The 24193-nt window shown below is 49.3% G+C and carries 22 protein-coding genes and 3 tRNA genes; 22 read left to right on the top strand and 3 right to left on the bottom strand.

Annotated features, from left to right (window positions below; all coding sequences use genetic code 11):
- The first annotated feature begins 431 nt into the window (after positions 1 to 431).
- The 5 genes from pyrB to ACTHR2_RS10050 all read left to right on the top strand — a co-directional run bounded on the left by pyrB (position 432) and on the right by ACTHR2_RS10050 (position 3968).
- A complete protein-coding gene (gene pyrB / locus ACTHR2_RS10070) occupies positions 432 to 1352 on the top strand; it encodes an aspartate carbamoyltransferase (protein WP_440375690.1) in 921 nt (306 codons plus the stop codon).
- A 10-nt stretch (positions 1353 to 1362) separates the two neighbouring features.
- Positions 1363 to 1821, top strand: a complete 459-nt coding sequence (pyrI, locus tag ACTHR2_RS10065; protein ID WP_440375689.1) for an aspartate carbamoyltransferase regulatory subunit — start codon at positions 1363 to 1365, stop codon at positions 1819 to 1821.
- A gap of 193 nt (positions 1822 to 2014) precedes the next feature.
- Entirely contained in the window at positions 2015 to 2680 is a 666-nt protein-coding gene (locus ACTHR2_RS10060) for a hypothetical protein (RefSeq protein ID WP_440375688.1), read from the top strand.
- Between the two features lie 275 nt (positions 2681 to 2955).
- A complete protein-coding gene (locus ACTHR2_RS10055; RefSeq protein ID WP_440375687.1) occupies positions 2956 to 3819 on the top strand; it encodes a GNAT family N-acetyltransferase in 864 nt (287 codons plus the stop codon).
- A 23-nt stretch (positions 3820 to 3842) separates the two neighbouring features.
- Positions 3843 to 3968: a hypothetical protein gene (locus tag ACTHR2_RS10050; protein ID WP_263339083.1), complete on the top strand. Its 126-nt coding sequence runs from the start codon at positions 3843 to 3845 to the stop codon at positions 3966 to 3968.
- A 65-nt stretch (positions 3969 to 4033) separates the two neighbouring features.
- On the opposite strand, the gene ACTHR2_RS10045 is transcribed toward ACTHR2_RS10050, so the two are convergent.
- Entirely contained in the window at positions 4034 to 4537 is a 504-nt protein-coding gene (locus ACTHR2_RS10045) for a hypothetical protein (RefSeq protein ID WP_263339080.1), read from the bottom strand.
- Between the two features lie 213 nt (positions 4538 to 4750).
- Here ACTHR2_RS10045 and pyk point away from each other — a divergent pair, with 213 nt between their 5' ends.
- A complete protein-coding gene (gene pyk, locus ACTHR2_RS10040; protein ID WP_263339077.1) occupies positions 4751 to 6223 on the top strand; it encodes a pyruvate kinase in 1473 nt (490 codons plus the stop codon).
- Positions 6224 to 6399: 176 nt separating this feature from the next.
- Entirely contained in the window at positions 6400 to 7794 is a 1395-nt protein-coding gene (locus tag ACTHR2_RS10035) for an OmpP1/FadL family transporter (RefSeq protein ID WP_070765151.1), read from the top strand.
- 308 nt (positions 7795 to 8102) lie between these two features.
- Here the strand turns inward: ACTHR2_RS10035 and ACTHR2_RS10030 are convergent, their stop codons facing one another.
- Positions 8103 to 9368, bottom strand: a complete 1266-nt coding sequence (locus tag ACTHR2_RS10030) for a LysM peptidoglycan-binding domain-containing protein (protein ID WP_263339071.1) — start codon at positions 9366 to 9368, stop codon at positions 8103 to 8105.
- A gap of 234 nt (positions 9369 to 9602) precedes the next feature.
- Between ACTHR2_RS10030 and def the strand changes: the two genes are divergently transcribed.
- From def to topA, 10 genes are all read left to right on the top strand, one after another.
- Positions 9603 to 10106: a peptide deformylase gene (def, locus tag ACTHR2_RS10025; RefSeq protein WP_049331260.1), complete on the top strand. Its 504-nt coding sequence runs from the start codon at positions 9603 to 9605 to the stop codon at positions 10104 to 10106.
- A gap of 134 nt (positions 10107 to 10240) precedes the next feature.
- Positions 10241 to 11167, top strand: coding sequence for a methionyl-tRNA formyltransferase (gene fmt / locus ACTHR2_RS10020; RefSeq protein ID WP_263339065.1), 927 nt, complete (start codon positions 10241 to 10243; stop codon positions 11165 to 11167).
- Positions 11168 to 11200: 33 nt separating this feature from the next.
- Positions 11201 to 11719, top strand: a complete 519-nt coding sequence (locus ACTHR2_RS10015; protein WP_263339057.1) for an O-acetyl-ADP-ribose deacetylase — start codon at positions 11201 to 11203, stop codon at positions 11717 to 11719.
- A 46-nt stretch (positions 11720 to 11765) separates the two neighbouring features.
- On the top strand, positions 11766 to 13025 hold the full coding sequence (rsmB, locus tag ACTHR2_RS10010) for a 16S rRNA (cytosine(967)-C(5))-methyltransferase RsmB (protein ID WP_440375686.1): 1260 nt from the start codon (positions 11766 to 11768) through the stop codon (positions 13023 to 13025).
- Entirely contained in the window at positions 12991 to 13584 is a 594-nt protein-coding gene (locus ACTHR2_RS10005; protein ID WP_004520180.1) for a DUF4390 domain-containing protein, read from the top strand. The genes rsmB and ACTHR2_RS10005 overlap by 35 nt, the downstream gene beginning before the upstream one ends.
- Before the next feature lie 3 nt (positions 13585 to 13587).
- Positions 13588 to 15714 carry a sensor histidine kinase gene (locus tag ACTHR2_RS10000; RefSeq protein ID WP_263339045.1) on the top strand — a complete coding sequence of 709 codons (2127 nt, stop codon included), beginning with the start codon at positions 13588 to 13590 and terminating at the stop codon, positions 15712 to 15714.
- Positions 15701 to 16975, top strand: coding sequence for a sigma-54-dependent transcriptional regulator (locus ACTHR2_RS09995; protein ID WP_101756370.1), 1275 nt, complete (start codon positions 15701 to 15703; stop codon positions 16973 to 16975). The genes ACTHR2_RS10000 and ACTHR2_RS09995 overlap by 14 nt, the downstream gene beginning before the upstream one ends.
- 235 nt (positions 16976 to 17210) lie before the next feature.
- The gene (dprA, locus tag ACTHR2_RS09990) at positions 17211 to 18401 is read left to right on the top strand and encodes a DNA-processing protein DprA (RefSeq protein WP_128580460.1); all 1191 of its coding nucleotides are present in this window, start codon (positions 17211 to 17213) and stop codon (positions 18399 to 18401) included.
- A gap of 24 nt (positions 18402 to 18425) precedes the next feature.
- On the top strand, positions 18426 to 18881 hold the full coding sequence (locus ACTHR2_RS09985) for a DUF494 family protein (protein ID WP_003679497.1): 456 nt from the start codon (positions 18426 to 18428) through the stop codon (positions 18879 to 18881).
- A gap of 73 nt (positions 18882 to 18954) precedes the next feature.
- A complete protein-coding gene (topA, locus tag ACTHR2_RS09980) occupies positions 18955 to 21261 on the top strand; it encodes a type I DNA topoisomerase (protein WP_440375685.1) in 2307 nt (768 codons plus the stop codon).
- Between the two features lie 138 nt (positions 21262 to 21399).
- On the opposite strand, the gene ACTHR2_RS09975 is transcribed toward topA, so the two are convergent.
- A complete protein-coding gene (locus ACTHR2_RS09975; RefSeq protein WP_263339031.1) occupies positions 21400 to 21846 on the bottom strand; it encodes a hypothetical protein in 447 nt (148 codons plus the stop codon).
- A gap of 906 nt (positions 21847 to 22752) precedes the next feature.
- Here ACTHR2_RS09975 and rsmD point away from each other — a divergent pair.
- The 5 genes from rsmD (at position 22753) to ACTHR2_RS09950 (ending at position 24069) form a co-directional block, all read left to right on the top strand.
- Positions 22753 to 23325: a 16S rRNA (guanine(966)-N(2))-methyltransferase RsmD gene (gene rsmD, locus ACTHR2_RS09970; RefSeq protein ID WP_263339028.1), complete on the top strand. Its 573-nt coding sequence runs from the start codon at positions 22753 to 22755 to the stop codon at positions 23323 to 23325.
- A 122-nt stretch (positions 23326 to 23447) separates the two neighbouring features.
- A complete protein-coding gene (locus ACTHR2_RS09965; protein WP_003679513.1) occupies positions 23448 to 23699 on the top strand; it encodes a YfhL family 4Fe-4S dicluster ferredoxin in 252 nt (83 codons plus the stop codon).
- 98 nt (positions 23700 to 23797) lie between these two features.
- Positions 23798 to 23881: transfer RNA gene (locus tag ACTHR2_RS09960), tRNA-Tyr, on the top strand.
- Positions 23882 to 23912: 31 nt separating this feature from the next.
- Positions 23913 to 23986 (top strand) — tRNA-Gly (locus tag ACTHR2_RS09955).
- A gap of 8 nt (positions 23987 to 23994) precedes the next feature.
- A tRNA-Thr gene (locus ACTHR2_RS09950) sits at positions 23995 to 24069 on the top strand.
- Positions 24070 to 24193 lie beyond the last annotated feature (124 nt).

The following is a 24193-nucleotide window of genomic DNA, read 5'->3' as shown; positions in this document are numbered from 1 at the left end:
GGCGGAGGCGACGGTTTCTTCTGCCGCGCCTAAGGCCGCGCAGCCTGCCGTGAAAAAATAACCTGACGGACGATCGTACCGTATACGCCGCCCTGCGGCCGAACCGTTTGCCGGTTGGGCCACGGGGCGGCTTTGTTTGGGGGCTGGCAATCAAACTTGGGCTAATGGGGCCATTGGGTAATAACTGAAAACAATCGAATCCCTGTGTTTGGTTTTCTGCTGTTGAGTACAGGACTATTTTGTAAATACCTCAGGCCGTCTGAAAACTTGAAAGAAGCAGCCGTCTGTTAAATATGCGATAATGCGGAAGATTTCATGGGTGTGGTAGGAACATGGTTGTGATTGTCCGACAGGATGATGTCGGGCAACGATGGAATTGATTTGCTTGAAACGCCCGCCTGTTGCGGGCTTTTTTATGGGAAGGAATGGTCATGCCTAATCCGCTTTATCGGCAACATATTATTTCAATTTCAGATTTGACGACGGAGCAGCTCGAATTGCTGCTTCAGACGGCCTTGAAGTTGAAAAAGCAGCCTCGTGAAGATTTGCTTGAAGGTAAATTGATTGGATCGTGCTTTTTTGAACCATCCACCCGTACGCGTTTGTCTTTTGAAACGGCGGTACAGCGTTTGGGTGGGAAAGTTATCGGTTTTTCCGATGGTGCGAATACCAGTGCGAAAAAGGGAGAAACACTTGCAGATACTGCGAGGATTATTTCCAGCTATACGGATGCGATTATTCAGCGACACCCTAAAGACGGTGCGGCCCGTGTGGCGGCTGAATTTTCGAGCGTACCTGTGATTAATGCCGGCGATGGTACCAACCAACATCCGAGCCAGACGCTTTTGGATTTGGTAACGATTTATGAAACACAAGGTAGCTTGAGCAATTTGAAAATTGCGATGGCCGGTGATTTGAAATATGGCCGTACGGTACATTCATTATGTCAGGCATTGAAGCGTTGGGGTTGTGAGTTTGCATTTGTATCCCCTCCCAGCTTGGCGATGCCGGACTATATCACTGAAGAGCTGGAGGAGGCCGGTTGCCCTTACCAAGTTTTGTCCAGTTTGGAAGAAGCGGTCGAATGGGCGGATATTTTGTACATGACCCGCGTTCAGCGCGAACGTTTTGATGAGCAGGAATTTGCCAAAATCCAGGGTAAATTCAATCTTGATGCGTCAATGTTGGCAAATGCCAAACCCAATTTGCGCGTCTTGCATCCTTTACCGAGGGTAGATGAAATTCATCCGAATGTGGATAAAACACCTCATGCCTATTATTTTGAACAGGCAACCAATGGTGTGTATGCACGGATGGCGATTTTGTCTTTGGTATTGAACGAAGAAGTTTAAGGAGCGAAAGATGGAAAACTCAAAACTCAGCGTTGAAGCAATTGAACAAGGTACGGTAATTGACCATATTCCTGCCGGTAAAGGCTTGACCATTTTAAGACAGTTTAAGCTGCTGCATTATGGCAGCGCGGTTACGGTCGGCTTTAATTTGCCAAGTAAAACGCAGGGAAGCAAAGACATTATCAAAGTCAGCGGCGTATGGTTGGATGCCAATGCGGCCAACCGTTTGGCCTTATTTGCCCCTGAAGCAGTGGTAAACAAAATTGATCGGTTTAAGGTGGTTGAGAAACAGCATTTGTCATTGCCGGACGAGATTTCGGAAGTGTTCCGTTGCCCGAATACTAATTGTGCCAGTCATGGCGAGCCGGTCATCAGTCGCTTTTATGTCCGTTCACATAATGGTCAGACGCGTTTGAAATGCCATTATTGCGAAAAAACCTTCTCGCGTGATTCGGTTGCCGAAGCCTGATAAAAATCTCAGGCCGTCTGAAAATACGGCTATACGGTTTGAGTTGTCTGCTTGATACATTAGTTTCATAAAAAGCAAGATATTAAGCAAATTGCGTTAAAATTACGTTAAAATAATGCCTTCCGGGTTGATGACATTATTCGCCCGAAAGGCATTATTTTTTAATAACATGATACGAAATGTAGGAAAACTCATGCACTCATCCATACAAAGCCGGTTTGCCCCAATTTTATACGTCTTGATTTTCTTTGCCGGATTTTTAGCCGCACAAGTTTGGTTTAATCAGCAAGCCTATTTGACCAATCTTCCCCTTTTGGTTACAGCCATTTCTGCCGTTGCATTTGTTTGGTTGATTTGGGCCGTCGTATCTGCGCGATCCAAAGCTAAAAGCAAGATGTTGCACCGTGAGCAGCTGATTCAAAAAGAGAGCATTCATCCTGTTTTGCATGCGACGTTGCAGCGTTCTGACGGTCAAACGGATTTATTGGTTTTGGTTGTCCGCAATAGCGGTAAGGGCTTGGCGAAGAATGTGCATTTTGAAGTAGAGCCTTTGCCGGATCACTTGCCGAGCAAGCTGGTTGCCGATGCGGTTATGCGCTTGGAGATGTTTTCCGGCGGTGTGGATATGCTGGCATCGGGCGAATTGTATGGCGGCGTGTTTGCAAGCATGTTTGCGCTGGCTGCCGAATTGCCAGATCAGACATTTGGCGGCGTGTTGAAACTGAAGGCCACTTATGAAAATGCCTTTGGTGATCAATGCACTTCTGAAAGCGTTTTGGACTTGAGCATATTGAATTTCAATTTGTCAGAAATTAAATCCAGCGGCGAGCAAAAGCCCCGCAAGAAATTGTTGTATTGATATTCAAAATATGCAGGCCGTCTGAAACCGAAATACTTGTTTTCAGACGGCCTGTTGTTATTTTTCAAATGATTTTTGAAGAAAAAGAGGCGTATCGGGTATAATAATCAAAGAATTCGAAACGGATTGTCAGGATCGGCAAGCCGTCTCGTCATTGTCGTATTTCAAAACCTTACTGATATTTTTTCAATCATCTGTTGCTATGTATCGGAACTTTTTCTGATGTTGGCACTGGCGAAATATTCCTTCAGCCATTTACTTTCAGGAAGCTGCTTATGTTAGTGTGTAATCCTTATGAAGTTGTGATCCATGGTACAACCAGCAAAGGCAAGATTTTCCGACCAAGCGACTGGGCGGAGCGCCTGTGCGGTATTTTGTCCTCCTTTACTAAAGACAACCGCCTTTCCTATTCGAATTGGGTGCGCCCGATTTTGGTGGACAATGTCCGTTGTGTAGCGGTCGATAAAAAGTTGGAAGAAGACAATCCGCAAATGTTCCGTTTCTTGATGGACTTTGCGGCGGATAATGATTTGCGCGTGATTGACTGCAAAGCCTTGCTTAAAGAGCAAGAGAGCAAACAGCAGGGCGAAGTGCCGGTCGAGCGCGTTTTGTTAGCGCAGGCGATTGAAGAAAAACATGCCGCCGAGCGTGCGGAGGCGGCCAATGCGCAGCCTGAGCCTCAAGCTGCCGCTCCTGTGGTCGGCGTATTGCGTGAAATTCCGCCGGAAGAAACCGCGACTGCTTTTGCGGCACTGAGCATTTTGCGTTCTTCTTTGACTGATATTCACCGTTTCGTCGAACAAATCAACGAGCACCAGCGCAAAACCGGCTACCGCCTGTTGGGTATTTTTGAAGAAGGCAAACAAAATGCCGTGGCCGTATGCGGTTTCCATACTGCACATAACTTGGCCAGCGGTTACCATATCCATATTGATGATCTCGTAACCATGCCGCAATGCCGCCAAAAAGGCTATGCTTCTCGCTTGTTGGAAGAAGTACGCAAAATCGGTGCGGAAACTGGCGCGACCAAAATCCATCTGAATGTCCATGTTAACCATGACCGTGCAGGTGCGCATCGTCTCTACTTCAAAAACAGATTTGAAATTTGCGCTTACCATTTCCGTTGTGATCCGAAATAATTTTTGTAGAAAGAGGGAATCCAATGTTGAAGATTTTGACTGCGGTTGTTTTGACACTGAGCTTGGCGGCCTGCGCATCGGGCAGCGGAGGCAGCTCGCAAATGTATGGTGAGATTAAGGCCGGTGTAGAAACCAGCCATCAACGTTGAGATATACAATGACAAGGCCGTCTGAAATAGGTTTTCCTGTTTCAGACGGCCTTTTTGCAGCTTGATTAGAGGGGCGTGACGGTGTCGTCAGTGGCTACAGTCCGATGTAAGCGATACCAATTGTACAGGCGCAAGATGCACAAGAAAGCGATGATGGGCATGCAGGCTGCGGTAACCAGATAACGCGGGTTGCTGAAGTTTAAAACGTTGTGCCCGGAAAGCAGCGACAAAGCGGCATGCAACCATTCCCACAAAGACGAAATGCTGAATGCCAAAACAGCCAACAGACCGAGGGTTCGGAAAATGCCGATGGGCAGGATTTGTTGGCGTAATACAGCTCGGTTGAGTTGGAATAAGACAATCAAACCGAAGCCGATGATGCAGACCATGCCGCCGTTGGCGACGATTTGCAGGCTGTTGAAGGCAATGTCGGGCGTAACGGAAATTGTACCGGACTGGTTGGCTGCGGTTTGTTGCAAATTTAAGCCTTGCATGACATTAAGTACGAAACCGTAGATCAGGTCGGCCAAAACGATGCCGATGGGTAGCGGAGTCAAAAAACGTTTCATGGATCAGTTGAGTATTCTATTAGTATGAGGGAGGCCGTCTGAAAATCAAAAATGACGACGTGAGAGTGTATTGTATCCGATAGAAAAGTAGGTTAATGCAAAAATAAATTTAGTTTAAGTCAGAAAATTATGTAATTTTACGCCAACATTATTGCATTAAGAGTACAATCTTCTTCATTATCAAACGTGGAATCAACAGGAAAGGACGTTTACATGAGCGAATTGCAACGTGATTTAACCCGTATCAGTCACAATACCAAAATTGTCGCCACATTGGGTCCGGGCAGCAATAATGTGCAATTGTTGGAAGACATGATCCGTGTCGGCGGCCTTAATGTCGTCCGTTTCAATTTCAGCCACGGTACGCCGGAGTTTCATGAAGAAAATGCCCGTATCGTACGCGAAGCCGCGAAACGTGCGGGTCAGGAAATCGCCATTCTTGCCGACTTGCAAGGGCCTAAAATCCGCGTGGGCAAAATTGCAGGCGGCAGCATCGAGCTAAATAAGGGTGAAACCTTGATTTTGGATGCCGCACTTGAAGGCGAAGGCACACGTGAAGCGGTTGGCCTGGACTACCGCGATTTGCCCAATGACGTCGCTGCCGGCGATGTTTTGTGGCTGGACGACGGCCTGTTGACTTTGACCGTTGAAGCGGTTGAAGAAAGTAAGATTATTACAAGAGTAGAAAACAGCCATGTGCTGAAAAGTAACAAAGGTATCAATAAACGCGGCGGCGGTCTGTCTGCCGGTGCGTTGACCGAAAAAGACTTCCGCGACCTGAAAACGGCGATTGCCATCGGTTGCGACTACTTGGCCATCAGCTTTGTGAAATCTGCCGAAGATTTGCACATCGCACGCGCCAAAGTCGAAGAAGAAATGAAAGGCAGCACTGCCGTACGCCCCGGTTTGGTTTCCAAAATCGAGCGCGTAGAAGCCATTGAAAACCTGGACGAAATCATCCTTGCCAGCGACGGTATTATGGTTGCCCGCGGCGACTTGGCAGTGGAAGTCGGCCATGCCGCCGTACCCGCACTGCAAAAACGCATGATCCGCCGTGCCCGTGAGTTGCGCCGCTTCAGTATTACTGCAACCCAAATGATGGAATCGATGATTACCAACCCTGTACCGACCCGCGCGGAAGTCAGCGACGTGGCCAACGCAGTATTGGACGGTACCGATGCGGTGATGTGTTCCGCCGAAACCGCCGTCGGCGCGTATCCGTTTGAAACCGTCAGCCAAATGGCGATTATTTGTGCGGCTGCGGAAAAAGAACAAGATTCACTCAACGGCGTTGCCGAACAGGTCGAGTATCCCGAAGCCGTCAGCACCAACTTGGCGATTGCCGGCGGTGCGGTCAGCGTGGCGCGAGCAGTTCACGCCAAAGCCATCGTTGCCCTGACTGAAAGCGGTTCGACCGCCTTCGAAGTCAGCCGCCACAACATCACCCTGCCGATTTTTGCCCTGACACCGAGTGTTTCAGCACAACGCCGCATGGCGATGTACCGCGGCGTGCGTCCGTTGATTTTGGCAACCAGTACCGACCACGATACCGCGCTGAACGAAGTGGAAGCCATGCTGGTAGAACACAAAATCCTCCAAAGCGGCGACCAATACATCATCACCAGCGGTTCGCAAATGCGCGAATCCGGTTCGACCAATACGCTGGAAGTGTTGCAGGTCAAATAATTGCAGTGATCCTATGATTGGAAAAGCAGGCTGTTTCAGCCTGCTTTTTTTGTGTAAAAAAAGAAAAGATTAGGCAAAAATAATGATGTAGTATAGAATTGAGTGCCTATACTAAATCAATAAAGGACGTTTCAGACGGCCTTTTTCTTTGTCCGCTACTTTCACGGTAAACCAAAATGATTCATTTCAATCTGAAAAAAACAGCATTTATTTTAAGCGCAGCACTGTTATCTACCGCCGTCCAAGCCTCCGGCTACCACTTCGGCACACAATCCGTTAACGCACAAGGCACGGCCAACGCCGCCGCCGCCGAAGCCGCCGATGCATCAACCATTTTCTACAATCCGGCCGGTTTGAGCAAACTCGACAGCAGCCAAATTTCCGTCAACGCCAACATCGTGCTGCCCAGCATTCGTTATGAAGCGGATTCTGCCACCGACTTTACCGGCATTCCCGTCCAAGGTTCGAAAAGCGGCAAAATCACCAAAACCACCGTTGCTCCGCACGTCTATGGCGCATACAAAGCCAGCGACGATGTGACTTTGGGTTTGGGCGTGTACGTCCCCTTCGGCTCTGCAACCGAATACGAAAAAGATTCCGTCTTGCGCCACAACATCAACAAACTGGGTTTGACCACCATCGCTATCGAGCCGGTAGTTGCGTGGAAACTCAACGACCGCCATTCCTTCGGCGCAGGTATTATTGCCCAACATACTTCCGCCGAACTGCGCAAATATGCCGACTGGGGTATCAAGCAAAAAGCAGTGGCAAAAGCCTCCGGCAAACCGGATGCAGCCATTGCCGCCGCCATTCAGGCTGACGGACACGCCGATGTCAAAGGCAGCGATTGGGGCTTCGGCTACCAACTGGCGTGGATGTGGGACATTAACGACCGCGCGCGCGTGGGTGTGAACTATCGTTCCAAAGTTTCACACACGCTTGAAGGCACTGCAGAATGGGCGGCAGACGGTGCAGCGGTGAAACAGGCATGGGATTCTGGTGCAATGGCCGCACTCGGTTATGTACCGAACGAAAAAGCCAGCGTAAAAATCGTCACGCCTGAGTCTTTGTCTGTTCATGGTATGTACCGCGCCACCGACAAAACCAACCTGTTCGGCGATGTGACTTGGACGCGCCACAGCCGCTTCAACAAAGCCGAGCTGGTGTTTGAAAACACCAAAAAAGTTGTCAACGGCCAATCTGGCCGTACTGTCATCACGCCTAACTGGCGCAACACTTATAAAGTTGCATTCGGCGGCTCTTACCAAGTTACCGAACCATTGCAACTGCGTGCCGGTATCGCTTTCGACAAATCACCGGTTAAAAGCGCCGAAGACCGCATGAACAGCTTGCCTGATGGCAACCGTATCTGGTTCTCCGTCGGTGCTAAATATCAACTGGGTAAAAACCATGTTATCGATGCGGCGTACAGCCATATCCACATCAATGACACGGTTTACCGCGCCGGCAAAGCCAGCGGCAACGACGTAGACAGCCGCGGTGCATCCTCTGCCCGCTTCAAAAACAAAGCGGACATCTTGGGCTTGCAATACACTTACAAATTCAAATAATCGGATTTGAGTTGTGGATAAAAAGGCCGTCTGAAGATTTCAGACGGCCTTTTTGATTGGAAGAAACAGATGGAGCAATCAATAGGCAATAAATGGCGTATTGGGCTTTTCATATTTCTGATTTGAATGGCAGAGCAGAAAGACAAATGGAAAAGGGGATAGCCGATAAATAGCTGAAGACATGAAATATTGTTTGCGCTTTAAACAACGCGTTACCAATTTTATTTATGGGCGGAAATCAAAAGGCCGTCTGAAAAACAGGTTTTCAGACGGCCTTTATTTACCGAATCGCTGCTAAGAAAGCTTAATCAGCTGCGGACTTCCAGTTCGATTTCTCTTTCTTGTTCGTCTTCGGCCGGTTTGTCCATGGTTTTTTCATCAGCCATATTGTCCAAATCGCGGCCGGGTTCGGAGGCAGTATCGCCGATGGAAACGCTGTTCAGGCTTTCCAAAATAATGGCTGAGGCCAGATGGTCGGATGTGCGGTACACCATTGCCAAACCGATTTCTTCCGCCGGAATGGAAACCAATTCAACCGTATCTTTGTCTTTCGGCTTGCGAATCAGGTTGTTGGACAGATTCACACGGACTTGGCGGCCGCGTTTGTAGAGGCTGACCACAGTGCCTTTGTCCAGGCCGTCGAGTTCGCCTTTATCCAAAGTAATGGTTTGGAACTGGCCGGCTTCGCCCACGCCGTCGAAGATGGAAACGACTTTGGCCTGAATCGGACGGGCAGGGGCGTGAGGCATCACATTGAAGCTGTCGAGGCCTTCTGGCAGTTTCAGCAGATAGTCATCTTTGCGGATTTCGGAAACGGCTTCTTCGATAACCAAAGGTTGCGCAGATTGGGTGCGCAGCTTCATGGCTTTGTTGACTTGGGTGTAATACTCGTTGCTTTTGAGTTTTTCGTCAGAAGCGCGGGTGCGGTTTTCCAAGGCGGAGTCGGTGTAAGGCAGCGTGTTGGCGATGCCGCTGAACACAACTTCTTGGCCGAGGAATTTGCCGGTTTCCGGATCGGTGATGTTTTTATTGATGCGGTAGGTCAGGTAGCGGCCGGGTTCGGTCAGGCCGTATGCGTACACACGGTTGCCTTGCGTGTAGAGGACGCGGTTGTCGGGGCCTGCAATCAGGCGCGGCGCGTTGGCGGTTTCTTCCGGAGCGATAATCTGCGGATGTTTCATGAACATACGGTAGAGGTTGACGTTGACGGTCGGAATGCCGTAGCCGGAAGTTTCGCGTACGCGCGGATGCAGTTTGATCACAGGAATGCCGTCTGAACGGGTTTGAGCGTGTTCAAAACCCAAGCGCGGCTGGCCGTTGACGTAGCGTAAAACCAACACCTGACCCGGATAAATCAGATGCGGATTGCGGATGGCGTTGCGGTTGGCACCCCAAAGGCGGTTCCATTGCCATGGGCTGTACAGATATTTGCCGGAAATACCCCACAAGGTATCGCCGTTTTTAACGACGTAGCGTTGCGGCGCATTGGGGCGGATTTTTAAAGAAGCTGCCTGAGTGTGGGCAGAAATAGCCATGCCTGCCATGCAAAGCAGGGTTATAATACGTTGTTGCATAACCGTTCCCCTTGAAATCGATTCGGTTTGTCTTCAGATGATAAACAGAGAAGGCTGGAGTTTGCGAAACTGCCGCCCATTCATCAATACGATAACGAACGGCCTCCGTCGCGCTATCTTAACATTTTTCGGCGTTATTTTAGCATTGAATGTTGCTGTCATGACAGGAGATTGTGGCGGCGGAAGCCAAATCTGTATGAAAATCACACATCAGTTTTATAAAACGAGAATATTATGGCTTTACTGAACATCCTCCAATACCCTGACGAGCGTTTGCACACGGTCGCCAAACCTGTTGAAAAAATCGACGAGCGCATCCAGACATTGGTTGCCGATATGTTTGAAACCATGTACGAAGCACGCGGTATCGGTTTGGCTGCCACTCAGGTCGATGTACACGAGCGCATCGTCGTGATGGATTTGACCGAAGACCACAGCGAGCCGCGCGTGTTCATCAATCCCGTCATTGTCGAAAAAGACGGCGAGACAACTTATGAAGAAGGCTGCCTGTCCGTGCCGGGCATTTACGATACCGTAACCCGTGCCGAGCGTGTCAAAGTTGAAGCCTTGAACGAAAAAGGCGAGACATTCACGCTGGAAGCAGACGGCCTGCTGGCAATCTGCGTGCAGCACGAATTGGACCACCTGATGGGCATCGTGTTTGTCGAACACCTGTCGCAGCTGAAACAAGGCCGCATCAAAACCAAACTGAAAAAACGTCAGAAACACACCATCTGACCTGCGCATCGCTTAAAGGCCGTCTGAAAAGACAAAACAGAAGGCAGACTTCGGGTTTCAATCTTTCAGACGGCCTTTTCAGCTGAAACAGTTTGCCTAATGCGCCATTCAAACCATTTCCACAAGGACACAACATGAAAGTCATCTTTGCCGGTACGCCCGATTTTGCCGCCGCCGCCTTGAAAGCCATTGCCGCCGCAGGTTTTGAAATTCCGCTGGTGTTGACCCAACCCGACCGCCCCAAAGGCCGCGGCATGCAGCTGACCTCATCGCCGGTCAAACAGGCTGCCTTGGAATTGGGTTTGACCGTGGCGCAGCCGGAAAAGTTGCGCAATAACGCCGAAGCCCTGCAAATGCTTAAAGATACGGGCGCGGATGTGATGGTAGTGGCCGCGTATGGTTTGATTTTGCCGCAGGAAGTGTTGGATACGCCCAAATACGGCTGCCTCAATATCCACGCTTCGCTGTTGCCCCGTTGGCGCGGCGCGGCACCGATTCAACGTGCGATTGAAGCCGGCGATGCCGAAACCGGTGTGTGCATCATGCAGATGGACATCGGTTTGGACACCGGCGATGTAGTCAGCGAACACCGCTACGCCATCCAGCCTACGGATACCGCCAACGAAGTGCATGACGCGCTTATGGGTTTGGGTGCGGAAGCGATTGTTGCCGACTTGCAGCGTTTGCAGGCAGAAGGCCGTCTGAATGCGGTCAAACAGCCTGAAGAAGGCGTTACCTACGCCCAAAAATTAAGCAAAGAAGAGGCGCGTATCGATTGGAATGAAAGCGCGGCTGTGATTGAGCGCAAAATCCGTGCCTTTAACCCCGTACCTGCCGCGTGGGTCGAGTATCAAGGCAAACCGATGAAAATCTGGCGTGCCGAAGTCGTGGCCAAACAGGGTAAGGCAGGCGAGGTGTTGTCTTGCACTTCAGACGGCCTGCTGGTGGCGTGCGGTGAAAACGCGCTGAACATCACCGAATTGCAGCCTTCCGGCAGCAAACGCATGAGCATACAGGCATTTGCGGCAGGGCGGACGATTGAAGTCGGGACGGTTTTGTAACAGGCTGGAAATCAACGTAGAGGAAAGAAGACAATGGCTGTTTTTGAAGTGGTCGAAGGTGATATTACCCGATTGGCAGTCGATGCGATTGTCAATGCTGCCAATTCATCGCTGTTGGGCGGTGGCGGCGTAGACGGTGCGATACACTGCGCCGCAGGCAAAGAGCTGCTGGACGAGTGCCGCACTTTGGGCGGTTGCCGCACAGGCGAAGCCAAAATAACCCAAGGCTACCGTTTGCCTGCACGTTTTGTCATCCACACGGTCGGGCCGGTATGGTTTGGCGGACAACAAAATGAAGAGGCCAAATTGGCACAATCCTATGCCAATTCTTTGCTGCTTGCCCAGAAACACGAGCTTCACAGCATCGCCTTTCCGTGCATCAGCACCGGTGTGTACCGCTTCCCGGCCGAAGCCGCCGCGCGTATCGCTTTGGAGAGTTTGAAGCAAACCCTGCCGCAATGTCCGGCAGTGGAAAAAATCATCTTTTGCTGTTTTTCCAAAACAGATGCCGAATATTATCAGGTATTGCTGGCTGCCGAACAGGCCGTCTGAAATCCGCCGAACACTTGAAATCAAATATAAATCAGAAAGCAAAAATATGAGTATGTCCCTCGCCCAAAAACTGGCCGCCGACAGCGTTGCCGCGGTTGCCGAAGGGCGCAATCTTCAGGATGTTTTGGTGGAAATCCGCACGGCGCATCCGCAGTTGACGGCGCAGGAAAACGGCGCGTTGCAGGATATTGCCTACGGTTGTCAGCGTTATTTGGGCAGTTTGAAGTATATGCTTGGTCAAATGCTGAAGAAGCCGATTGACAATCCGCAGCTTGAAAGCCTGCTTTTGGCGGCGATGTACCAACTGCATTACACGCGCAATGCGCCTCATGCCGTGGTTAATGAAGCGGTGGAAAGCATTGCCAAAATCGGCCGCGGCCAGTTCCGCTCGTTTGCCAATGCGATTTTGCGCCGCTTTTTGCGTGAACGCGACAAGCTCGAGGCTTCCTGTAAAAAAGACGATGTGGCGAAACATAATTTGCCGCTGTGGTGGGTGGCTTACTTGAGAAACCATTATCCGAAACATTGGCACAACATTACCACCGCGCTGCAATCGCATCCGCCGATGACTTTGCGCGTCAACCGTCGACACGGCAATGCCGAAAGCTATTTGGAAAAACTGGCTGCGGAAGGTATTGCGGCTAAGGCGTTGGACGAATACGCCGTAATGTTGGAAGAAGCCGTGCCGGTAAGCCGCCTGCCCGGTTTTTCAGCCGGCCTGGTGTCTGTGCAGGATTTTGGTGCGCAACGTGCTGCCTATTTGTTGAACCCGAAAGACGGCGAACGCATTCTCGATGCCTGTGCGGCACCGGGTGGCAAGACAGGCCATATCTTGGAACTGGCAGATTGTCATGTTACCGCTTTGGATATAGACGAAGGCCGTCTGAACAGGGTGAAGAGCAATCTTGACCGTTTAGGCTTTCAAACGGCCTCTTTGGCTTGTGCCGATGCGCAGGACTTGACAGCGTGGTATGATGGCAAGGCCTTTGACGCTGTCTTGGCCGATGTGCCGTGTACCGCTTCGGGCGTAGCGCGCCGCAATCCTGACGTAAAATGGCTGCGCCGGCCGACCGATGCCGTCAAAACCGCACGCCAACAGGAAGCATTATTAGACGCGCTGTGGCAGACCCTGACGAAAAACGGCAGGATGTTGCTGGCTACCTGCTCGGTCTTTGTCGAAGAAAACGACGGTCAGTTGCAAAAATTCCTTAACCGCCATGCCGATGCCGAGTTGATCGAATCGCATGTGCTTTTACCGAACAAACATCAAGATGGCTTTTATTACGCGCTTATTAAAAAGCAGTAAAACGCTGATTGTACCGCTCTTGCTCGCCGTGTCGTTGAATGCGGCGGGCGAGGGCATCAGTGCGACCCGTGCCGAGGCAAAGCTGACCCATGCCGGACAGCTTTCCGTCAGCAGCCGTTTCCGCACCGACCTGCCCGACCAGCTTAAAGAAGCACTCAAACAGGGCGTCCCCCTGCATTTCAATTTGAGTTGGCAGCTGTCAGCGCCGTCTATGTCGTCTTATAAATTCAAGTTCGACCAGCTGCTCAACAACGACAGCACGATTCAATACAAATTGTCCTTCCATCCACTGACCAACCGCTATCGCGTTACCGTCGGTACGTTTTCTACCGAGTACGACACGCTTGAAACCGCCTTGCGCGCAGTGGGCGCGGTCGCGAATTGGAAGGTTTTGTCCAAAGGCGCGCTGAGTGATGTGGCCGCCAAAGACACGAAGGCTGAAATCCGCCTGCTGCTGACAACCGCCAAGCTGCCCAAACCGTTCCAAATCAATGCCCTGACTTCTAAAAACTGGCATTTGGATTCCGGTTGGAAATCCTTGTCGGTCGTGCAGGAGTAAACCATGCGCCGCTTTCTTCTGATTGCCGCCGTATTCGCCGTTGTTTTGTTGTACGGTCTGACTGTTGCAACGGGAAGCAGCAACGTATTGTCCGATTATTTCTGGTGGATTGTCGCCTTGTGCGGTTTGCTGTTGCTGGTGTTGGCAGCGGTGTTGGTGCGCTATGTCGTGCTTTTGATGCGCGACAACAGCAAAAGCGTGTTCGGTTCGCAGATTGCGCGTCGGCTGTCGGGGATGTTTACTTTGGTTGCTGTATTGCCGGGCGTGTTTTTGTTCGGTATTTCTGCCCAGTTTATTAACGGTACGATTAATTCTTGGTTTGGCAACGATACCCATGAGGCTCTAGAGCGCAGCTTAAATTTGAGCAAATCCGCGCTGAACTTGGCGGTGGACAACGCGGTCAGCAACGCCACGCCGGTGCAAATCGACTTAATCAGCGCCGCTTCGCTGGACGGCAACTTAGGGCAAGCGCTGGCAAAATCCGCGCTTACTTCCGACTTTGCCCAGCTGGCGCTTTACAACGCGACTACCCATAAAGCCGAGAAAAGCATCAATCCCCTGAAACTAAATCAACCCGAGCTTAACAAAGAAGGATGGGAGCAGCTGGAGCAGACCGGCTCGGTACGCAGCTTGGAAAGCATCGGCGGCGTGCTGTATGCTCAAGGCTGGATGCTGATCGGTACGCATAAAAATCAGGATTATGCGCTGTTTTTCCGGCAGCCGATTCCGAAAGATGTTGCCCAAGACGCGACGCTGATTGAAGCGGCCCGTGCCAAATACGCCGAGCTGAGTTATACCAAAAAAGGCCTGCAAACCTTTTTCCTGTCCACGCTTTTGGTCGCGACATTGTTGGCCATCTTTTTGGCGCTGGTGATGGCTTTGTATTTTGCCCGCCGTTTTGTGGCACCGGTGTTGTCGTTGGCAGAGGGCGCGCGGGCGGTGGCTCAGGGCGACTTCAGCCAGACCCGGCCGGTATTCCGCAATGACGAGTTCGGCCGTTTGACCCAGTTGTTCAACCACATGACCGAGCAATTATCGATTGCCAAAGAGGCGGACGAGCGCAACCGTTTGCGCGAAGAAGCCGCACGCCATTATTTGGAATGCGTGTTGGAAAGTTTGACCACTGGCGTGATTACTTTGGATGCCGATGGCCGTCTGAAAACCTTTAACAAAGCCGCCGAACAGATTTTGGGCGTTTCGCTGGTGTCTTTGTGGGGCAGCAACTGGCATCAATGGCACGGCAAATCGCCGCAGCAAACTCTGTTGGCCGATGTGTTTGCCGCCATTAATGAAACCGCCGACAGCGACAAACCCGTCCAAGTCGAATATGCCGCGCCCGATGATGCCCGAATCTTATTGGGCAAGGCCACCATCCTGCCGGAGGATAACGATAACGGCGTGGTGATGGTGATTGATGACATTACCGTCTTGATGCGGGCGCAAAAAGAGGCCGCATGGGGCGAAGTAGCGAAACGTTTGGCGCACGAAATCCGTAATCCGCTTACGCCTATCCAGCTTTCTGCCGAGAGATTGGCATGGAAATTGCATGATAAACTTGATGAACAAGACGCCCAAATCCTCAGTCGTTCAACCGATACCATCGTCAAACAGGTTGCCGCGCTGAAAGAAATGGTCGAAGCATTCCGCAATTATGCGCGTGCGCCGTCTCTGAATTTAGAAAAACAAGATTTAAACGGTTTGGTGTCGGAAGTATTGGTATTATATGAGGCCGGCGCGTGCAAATTTAATGCACGGCTCAACACGGATGCTCTGCCGATTGCCGCCGATACGACGGCGATGCGCCAAGTGTTGCATAACCTATTTAAGAATGCCGCAGAAGCGGCGGAGTCGGACGAAGCGCCGCAAGTAAACGTCGAAACAGGGCGCGAAGGCGGACAGGTTTTCCTGACCGTCTGCAACAACGGCAAAAGTTTCAGCAAAGAAATGCTGCACAATGCTTTTGAGCCGTACGTTACCGACAAACCGACAGGAACGGGGCTGGGTTTGCCCGTTGTGAAAAAAATTATCGAGGAGCATGGCGGCCGCATCAGCCTGAGCAATCAGAACAGCGGCGGTGCGTGTGTCAAAATGGCTTTACCAGAAATGGCAGAAACTTATGCGAAGCAGTGATATTTTGATTGTAGATGATGAAGTAGGCATCCGCGACCTGCTCTCCGAAATCCTTCAAGACGAAGGCTATACCGTTACTTTGGCTGAAAATGCCGAAGAAGCGCGCCAATTGCGTTATCAAACGCGTCCGGCCATGGTATTGCTGGACATTTGGATGCCCGATTGCGACGGCATCACTTTGTTGAAAGAGTGGGCGAAAAACGGCCAACTCAATATGCCTGTGGTGATGATGAGCGGCCATGCCAGTATTGACACCGCGGTTGAAGCCACCAAAATCGGCGCGCTTGATTTTCTGGAAAAACCGATTGCCCTGCAAAAACTCTTGTCCGCAGTAGAACGCGCCTTGAAACATGGCGAAGTTCAGACGGCCTCCGGCATGACTTTGGACAAACTGGGCAACAGCTCCGTCATTCAAGAAATGAACGGCAGCATTGAAGCGGCCGCCAAACACAACCGCCCGCTGTTGTTGGCCGGTGAGGCAGGCTCGCCGTTTGAGATTGTCGCCCGCTATCTGCACAAAAGCGGTACGCCTTGGGTGGCAACCGACCGTGTCGAACACATTGTCGATACGCCGATGGAGCTGTTGCAAAAGGCATCAGGCGGCATTTTGTATGTTGGCGATATTGCCCGTTACAGCAAAAATATCCAAAACGGCATTGCTTTCTTGCTGGAGAAAGCCGACCGCTACAATGTCCGTGTAATCGCTTCATGCGGCTTTAAACGCGGTGAGAGCGCCGATGACGTCGTTGCCGGCCGACTGGCGGAGCTGTTGAAAGAGCGTATCAATGTTCCTTCTTTGCGCAGCCAACCGGACGACATCGTCTTTTTAATCAACCGCATTATGACCGATTTGGCCGAAAGTCAAAAAATCCAGCCGGTAAAATTCAGCGACAGCGCGTTGGTGGTTTTGCGCCAATACGATTGGCCGGGCAATTACGACCAGCTTGCCGAAACGGTGAAAAACATCATGTTGGAGTCGGACGGCAAAGAAGTGGACGAGCAGGCTGTTGCCGTGGCTTTGGGTCAGAAGGAAAACGCGACGGCAACAGAAATCATCGGCGGCTTCAATTTCAATATGCCTTTGCGCGAATTGAGGGAAGAAGTCGAGCGCCGCTACTTTGAGTACCACATCGCCCAAGAAGGCCAAAATATGAGCCGCGTGGCGCAAAAGGTCGGTTTGGAGCGTACGCACCTTTACCGCAAACTCAAACAACTCGGTATCAGCGTATCGCGCCGCAGCGCCGACAAATCCGAAGAATAAGCGCAATATCGGTTCAAACACAAAAGAGGCCGTCTGAAAGCCATCAGGTTTTTCAGACGGCATCGTCATTTGACAGTTTGCTTAGACAAGCAATACTTTATAAAAATAATAATATGGCTAGGCATTGTTATTTTGCCTTTTAAGCCGACAGAAGTTTTATATCAATAAAATTTTCAGACGGCCTTGATTTACTTCAGGCCGTCTGAAAAAAACATTATGAAAAGGGAACAGATTGATGACGGAAAACGAGCGTTTTGCTTGGTTGCAACTGGCATTTACGCCCTATATCGGCGCAGAAAGTTTTTTGGTACTGTTGCAGCAATTCGGTAGTGCACAAGCTGCCTTGAATGCGCCGGCAGATAGAATAGCCGCGTTGGTGCGCCATAAACAGGCTGCCGAGTCATGGAGTAATGCGGACAAACGGGCTTTGGCGCAGCAGTCTGCCGAAGCCGCTTTACAATGGGAAATGCAGGACGGTTGCCGTCTGTTGCTGCTGCAAGATGATGATTTCCCCGAAATGCTGACACAAGGCATTACCGCGCCGCCGGTCTTGTTTTTACGCGGCAATGCAGGGTTGCTGCACACACCGTCTGCCGCGATTGTCGGCAGTCGCCATGCCACGCCGCAGGCAATGCGGATTGCCAAAGATTTCGGCAGGGCATTGAGTGAAAAAGGCATTCCCGTCGTATCGGGTATGGCTTCGGGTATCGATACCGCCGCCCATCAAGGCGCATTGCAGGCAGATGGCGGTACCATTGCCGTCTGGGGAACCGGTATAGACCGCATTTATCCGCCGTCCAATAAAAACCTTGCTTATGAAATTGCTGAAAAAGGATTGATTGTCAGCGAGTTCCCTTTAGACACGCGTCCGTTTGCAGGCAATTTTCCGCGCCGCAACCGTCTGATTGCCGCGTTATCGCAGCTGACATTGGTGGTTGAGGCGGCATTGGAATCCGGCTCATTGATTACCGCCAAGCTGGCGGCGGAGATGGGGCGCGAAGTGATGGCGGTGCCCGGTTCGATAGACAATCCGCACAGTAAAGGCTGTCACAAGCTGATTAAAGACGGGGCAAAACTGGTGGAATGTCTGGACGATATTCTCCATGAGTGTCCGCAGCTATTGCAAAATACGCCTGTTCCATCATATTCTATAAATAAGACGGTAAAACTGAAAAACGATCAAACCAAACATCTGCAACAAAAAACAATAGCGGATGAACCGCAAAGGCCGTCTGAAAACCTATCTGCCGCCCCATCAACAAGCGCTTTATTGGAAGCAATGGGTTACGACCCGATACACCCCGATATTTTAGCGCAACAAACTAATACGGCAGCGGCAGACGTGTACGCACAGCTTTTGGAATACGAACTTGACGGTATCGTTGCCGCCTTACCGGGCGGCCGTTATCAGCGTGTCAAAGCATAAATTATCTATATTTAAGGAACCAGCATGACCGAAGTCATTGCCTATTTAATCGAACACTTCCAAGATTTCGACAATTGTCCGCCTCCGGAGGACTTGGGTCGCCTCTTGGAAGATGCGGGTTTTGATGCTACGGAAATCGGCAATACATTGATGATGATGGAAGTCTTGTTCAATACGTCCGAATTCTATGCCGAGCCGTTTAACAGCGACTCCCTGCGCGTATTCTGTCGTGAAGAAGCTGAAAACCTGCCGCAGGAAGTCATGGGCTTGATGCAATATTTGGTTACCGAACACGCAATTACTTATGAGCAACGCGAAATCGTCATTCACGCTCTGATGCACATTCCATCGGACGAAATTACCCTCGATACCGCCAAAGTGTTGGTATTGTTGGTGTTGTGGATGCACAAGAGCGAATTGCCCGTCCTGATAGGCGATGACTTGATGAGTGCGTTGACCGGACAAAACGTGATGCACTAAACCTTTTTTCAGACGGACTCAATAATAAAGGCCGTCTGAAACATAAATCCAATACATCCAAAAGAGAACAACAATGGCGAAAAACCTATTAATCGTCGAATCCCCGTCCAAAGCCAAAACCCTGAAGAAATATCTGGGCGGTGATTTTGAAATCTTGGCGTCTTACGGCCACGTCCGCGATTTGGTTCCGAAAAGCGGAGCAGTCGATCCCGACAATGGCTTTGCCATGAAATACCAATTGATCAGCCGCAACAGCAAACACGTTGATGCCATCGTTGCCGGTGCCAAAGAAGCTGAAAACATCTACCTCGCAACCGACCCGGATAGGGAAGGCGAAGCCATTTCTTGGCATCTTTTGGAAATCCTCAAATCCAAACGCGGCCTGAAAAACATCAAGCCGCAGCGTGTCGTGTTCCACGAAATTACCAAAAACGCCGTGCTCGATGCCGTTGCCTATCCGCGCGAAATCGAAATGGACTTGGTCGATGCGCAACAAGCCCGCCGCGCTTTGGACTATCTGGTTGGTTTCAACCTCTCGCCGTTGTTGTGGAAAAAAATCCGCCGCGGTTTGAGCGCAGGCCGCGTACAAAGCCCTGCTTTGCGTTTGATTTGCGAACGCGAAAACGAAATCCGAGCGTTTGAAGCGCAGGAATATTGGACGGTACATCTCGACAGCCACAAAGGCCGCAGTAAGTTTACCGCCAAACTGGCCCAATACAACGGTGCGAAACTCGAACAATTCGACCTGCCGAACGAAGCCGCTCAAGCCGAAGTGTTGAAAGAACTCGAAGGCAAAGAGGCCGTCGTTACCGCCATTGAAAAGAAAAAGCGCAGCCGCAATCCTGCCGCGCCGTTCACCACTTCTACCATGCAGCAGGATGCCGTGCGCAAACTCGGCTTCACCACCGACCGCACCATGCGTACCGCCCAACAGCTTTATGAAGGTATAGACGTAGGGCAGGGCGCCATTGGTCTGATTACCTATATGCGTACCGACAGCGTGAATTTGGCTGATGAAGCGTTAACTGAAATCCGCCATTACATCGAAAACAAAATCGGCAAAGAATATCTGCCAAGTTCGGCCAAGCAGTACAAAACCAAATCCAAAAACGCCCAAGAAGCCCACGAAGCGATCCGCCCAACTTCCGTGTACCGTACGCCCGAAAGCGTCAAACCTTTTCTGAGCGCAGACCAGTTCAAACTATACCAAATGATTTGGCAACGTACTGTCGCCTGTCAGATGACACCCGCCAAATTTGACCAAACCACCGTCGATATTAGCGTCGGCAGAGGCATGTTCCGTGTAACCGGACAAGTGCAAACCTTCGCAGGCTTCCTCAGCGTTTACGAAGAGAGTAGCGACGACGAAGAGAGCGAAGACAGCAAAAAACTGCCCGAAATGAGCGAAGGCGATAAATTGCCTGTGGACAAACTCTACGGCGAGCAACACTTCACCACTCCGCCGCCGCGCTACAACGAAGCCACGCTGGTTAAAGCCCTCGAAGAATACGGTATCGGCCGCCCTTCAACCTATGCCAGTATCATTTCCACGCTCAAAGACCGCGAATACGTTACCCTTGAGCAAAAACGCTTCATGCCTACCGACACAGGCGACATCGTCAATAAATTCTTGACCGAACACTTCGCCCAATACGTCGATTACCACTTCACTGCCAAACTTGAAGACCAGCTTGACGAAATTGCCAACGGCAAACGCCAATGGATTCCCGTGATGGACAAATTCTGGAAGCCGTTTATCAAGCAAGTGGAAGAAAAAGAGGGCATCGAACGCGCCAAATTTACCACGCAGGAACTTGACGAAACCTGCCCGAAATGCGGCGAACACAAACTGCAAATCAAGTTCGGCAAAATGGGTCGTTTCGTTGCGTGTGCCGGTTATCCCGAGTGTAGCTATACGCGCAACGTCAACGAAACTGCCGAAGAAGCTGCTGAACGCATCGCCAAAGCGGAAGCAGAACAAGCCGAACTCGACGGACGCGAATGCCCTAAATGCGGCGGTCGCCTAGTGTACAAATACAGCCGCACTGGCAGCAAATTCATCGGCTGCGCCAACTATCCGAAATGTAAACACGTTGAACCGCTGGAAAAACCGAAAGATACCGGCGTCCAGTGCCCACAATGTAAAAAAGGCAACCTCGTCGAGCGTAAATCCCGCTACGGCAAACTGTTTTACAGCTGCAGCACCTATCCGGATTGTAACTACGCTACTTGGAATCCACCCATTGCAGAAACCTGTCCAAAATGCGCGTGGCCGGTTTTGACCATCAAAACCACCAAACGCTGGGGTGTGGAAAAAGTCTGCCCGCAAAAAGAATGCGGCTGGAAAGAGCAGATCGAACCGCCTGCACCGAAGGAATAATTGGTTAATGAATAGTAAAGGCCGTCTGAAAATCATCTTCAGACGGCCTTTTTGCAGTTATATAAATTCATTTAATTAACTCCAATAGGGAGTTATAGGGAAACAATTACCATAATGAATTTATATTATAAAGTTAAATTACTTACAAACATTTGATTCAACCCAGTCCATCATTGAGGTTGGTACAATAGGATAACTGTAATTTGGATAATTTTCCTGATTGAATACCGTGCCATTTCTACGGTAACGAATTTTTGTTTGTTGTGAATAGTTACCCATGCAATTTAAAAAATATTGATCCATTGTATATGCAGGTGTATAGATACAACTTTTCCCTTGTTGGACAAGCTCACCTGCATTTGGACCATAATAGGGTAGAGGTTTACATTTCATTTGATCGGCAACAGACGGGTGTTCGCTTACTTTTACCCAAACCATTCGAGAATGACCTTGCTTTTGAGTTTTGATAATTGACCATGTTGCTCCACTATTATCTACAGTGCTAACCTCAGCCATGGTATGTGGTGAGGTCAACAATAAAATTGCAGAAATAGTAGTAAGAAATAATTTATGATTACGGTACATTCAAACACTCCCTTTATAAAATATCTAAGTTAATAATCTAAACAACTAAATTAGTTACACATCCTATTAAATTGACTCCCTATCGAATCTGTGCCTAATGTATAAAATATGCTTCCGATACGTTGAGTCTTCATATTCCAGATATTTACATTTCATACTTGGGCAGTAGTATGGGTCGAACTCTCTATCTTCATAGTTTCTTGAGGCCAGGTAATCGAGTTTGAGTGTTATACTCATCCATATAAGTAGCACCTGCGAGTATTAATAATTATTTTTATTTCAAATGGTGTAGCTATAAAATATAACAATATGCTAAAGAATATACTGGAACAAGAAGTAACGCATATAACGAGACTAATTTTTTCTTGGACCTCATTAGTTTGTTATTTATTATGACAAAAGGAAGTGTGCTTGTCAAACCACACATACAAAGTTTAGAACCTAATCAATTATCTACGCAAAAAGTTTAATCATAGAAACCAATAAAAAAGGAGTCTTACATAAATATTCGCAGAAATATATAGCGGAAAAATTGGTGAAGTCGCTAAGATTGATGCAGTTGAACTTACTGCGATTGGAACAGTTAGCAGCAATTTTTCAAATGGATATGTAAGGTTTGGTGAGTCAGGACAAGGTGGTTTGGTGTTGCAGATTAGTACGCACGATAATACGATGATTTTCTAGTAATTCAAGTATGAAGCTAGAGTTGATGTAACAGAAATTAAAACATTACTGTGAAATGTTGGTACAGAAAACCAAAGAAATGAAATTGTTAATATTATAGGCCGTCTGAAAAATGATTTTCAGACGGCCTTTTTGTTTCTAAAAGAATAGAGTGAAATACGGCTTGATGGCAGTTTCACTATATAATTGAGGCCGTCTGAAAACTCGGCATCTTTTTAAGATATGGCAAACAACAAACATTCCAAACACAGCAATCAAGTACGTATCATCGGTGGGCAATGCAGGGGACGAAAGTTAACATTTTTATCTGCAGATGGTCTGCGCCCGACGCCTGACAGCGTGCGTGAAAAACTGTTTAACTGGCTGGGCCAGGATTTAACCGGTAAAACAGTATTGGATTTATTCAGTGGCAGTGGTGCTTTGGGAATGGAGGCTGCTTCTCGTAATGCGGCAAAAGTGGTAATGGTCGATAACCACCGCCAAACTGTTCAAACGCTTCAGAAAAATATCCGTGAATTAGGTTTGAAACAGGCGAAAATCGAGTGTTCAGACGGCATGGCTTATCTGGCAAGGCCGTCTGAAAAATTTGATGTTGTGTTCCTTGATCCGCCGTTTGCATGGGAAGATTGGCAAAATCTGTTTATCCGATTGCAAAGCCACTTGAAAAATGGGGCAATGGTCTATATTGAAGCAGGGAAGTTGCCTGAAAAACCGGATTGGCTGGAAATTTATCGGGAAGGAAAGGCGGGAATGAGTAGGTTTGAATTGTTGCTCTATTCGCAAGTTGCTGAATAGTATAGAATTTGAGAATCATTCCCAAGGTGTAAAACATTCTTTCAAACGGATTGTTCCGACGTCATTTGTGCTATAATCCGCGCCCAATCGGTTTTGATAATTTAAGAAAAAAGGAAATAGAAATGTCGCTCTTTATTACAGATGAGTGCATTAACTGCGATGTGTGCGAACCGGAATGCCCAAATGATGCCATTTCGCAAGGTGAAGAAATTTACGAAATCAATCCAAATTTGTGTACGCAATGTGTAGGCCATTACGATGAGCCTCAGTGCCAACAGGTATGTCCTGTCGACTGTATCTTGATCGATGAAGAACATCCTGAAACGCACGAAGAACTGATGGCTAAGTACGAAAAAATCATTCAGTTTAAGTAAATAGTGTTTAAAAGCAAAAGCTTGGATATTTTTAAAGAAATAAATGAAAAAAAATCTTGACGGAAATCTGAGTTGCCAATAAACTAGCGTTCTCTTTTGGAGGGATTCCCGAGCGGTCAAAGGGGGCAGACTGTAAATCTGTTGCGTGAGCTTCGAAGGTTCGAATCCTTCTCCCTCCACCAAAAATTCTTACTTGGAGCAAATAGTGAGTATGCGGGTGTAGCTCAATGGTAGAGCAGAAGCCTTCCAAGCTTACGGTGAGGGTTCGATTCCCTTCACCCGCTCCAAACAATTCGCCCATGTAGCTCAGGGGTAGAGCACTCCCTTGGTAAGGGAGAGGTCGGCAGTTCAAATCTGCCCATGGGCACCATCTCATTATTACCCTTTCTTTCAAAAGCTTAGATTATAGGATATTGCCATGGCTAAGGAAAAATTTGAACGTAGCAAACCGCACGTAAACGTTGGCACCATCGGTCACGTTGACCATGGTAAAA

The sequence above is a fragment of the Neisseria sp. P0006.S004 genome (assembly GCF_051963015.1).
Lineage (GTDB): Bacteria > Pseudomonadota > Gammaproteobacteria > Burkholderiales > Neisseriaceae > Neisseria.
The sequence above is the reverse complement of the archived record's forward strand: the minus strand, read 5'-3'. Positions and strand labels throughout refer to the sequence as shown.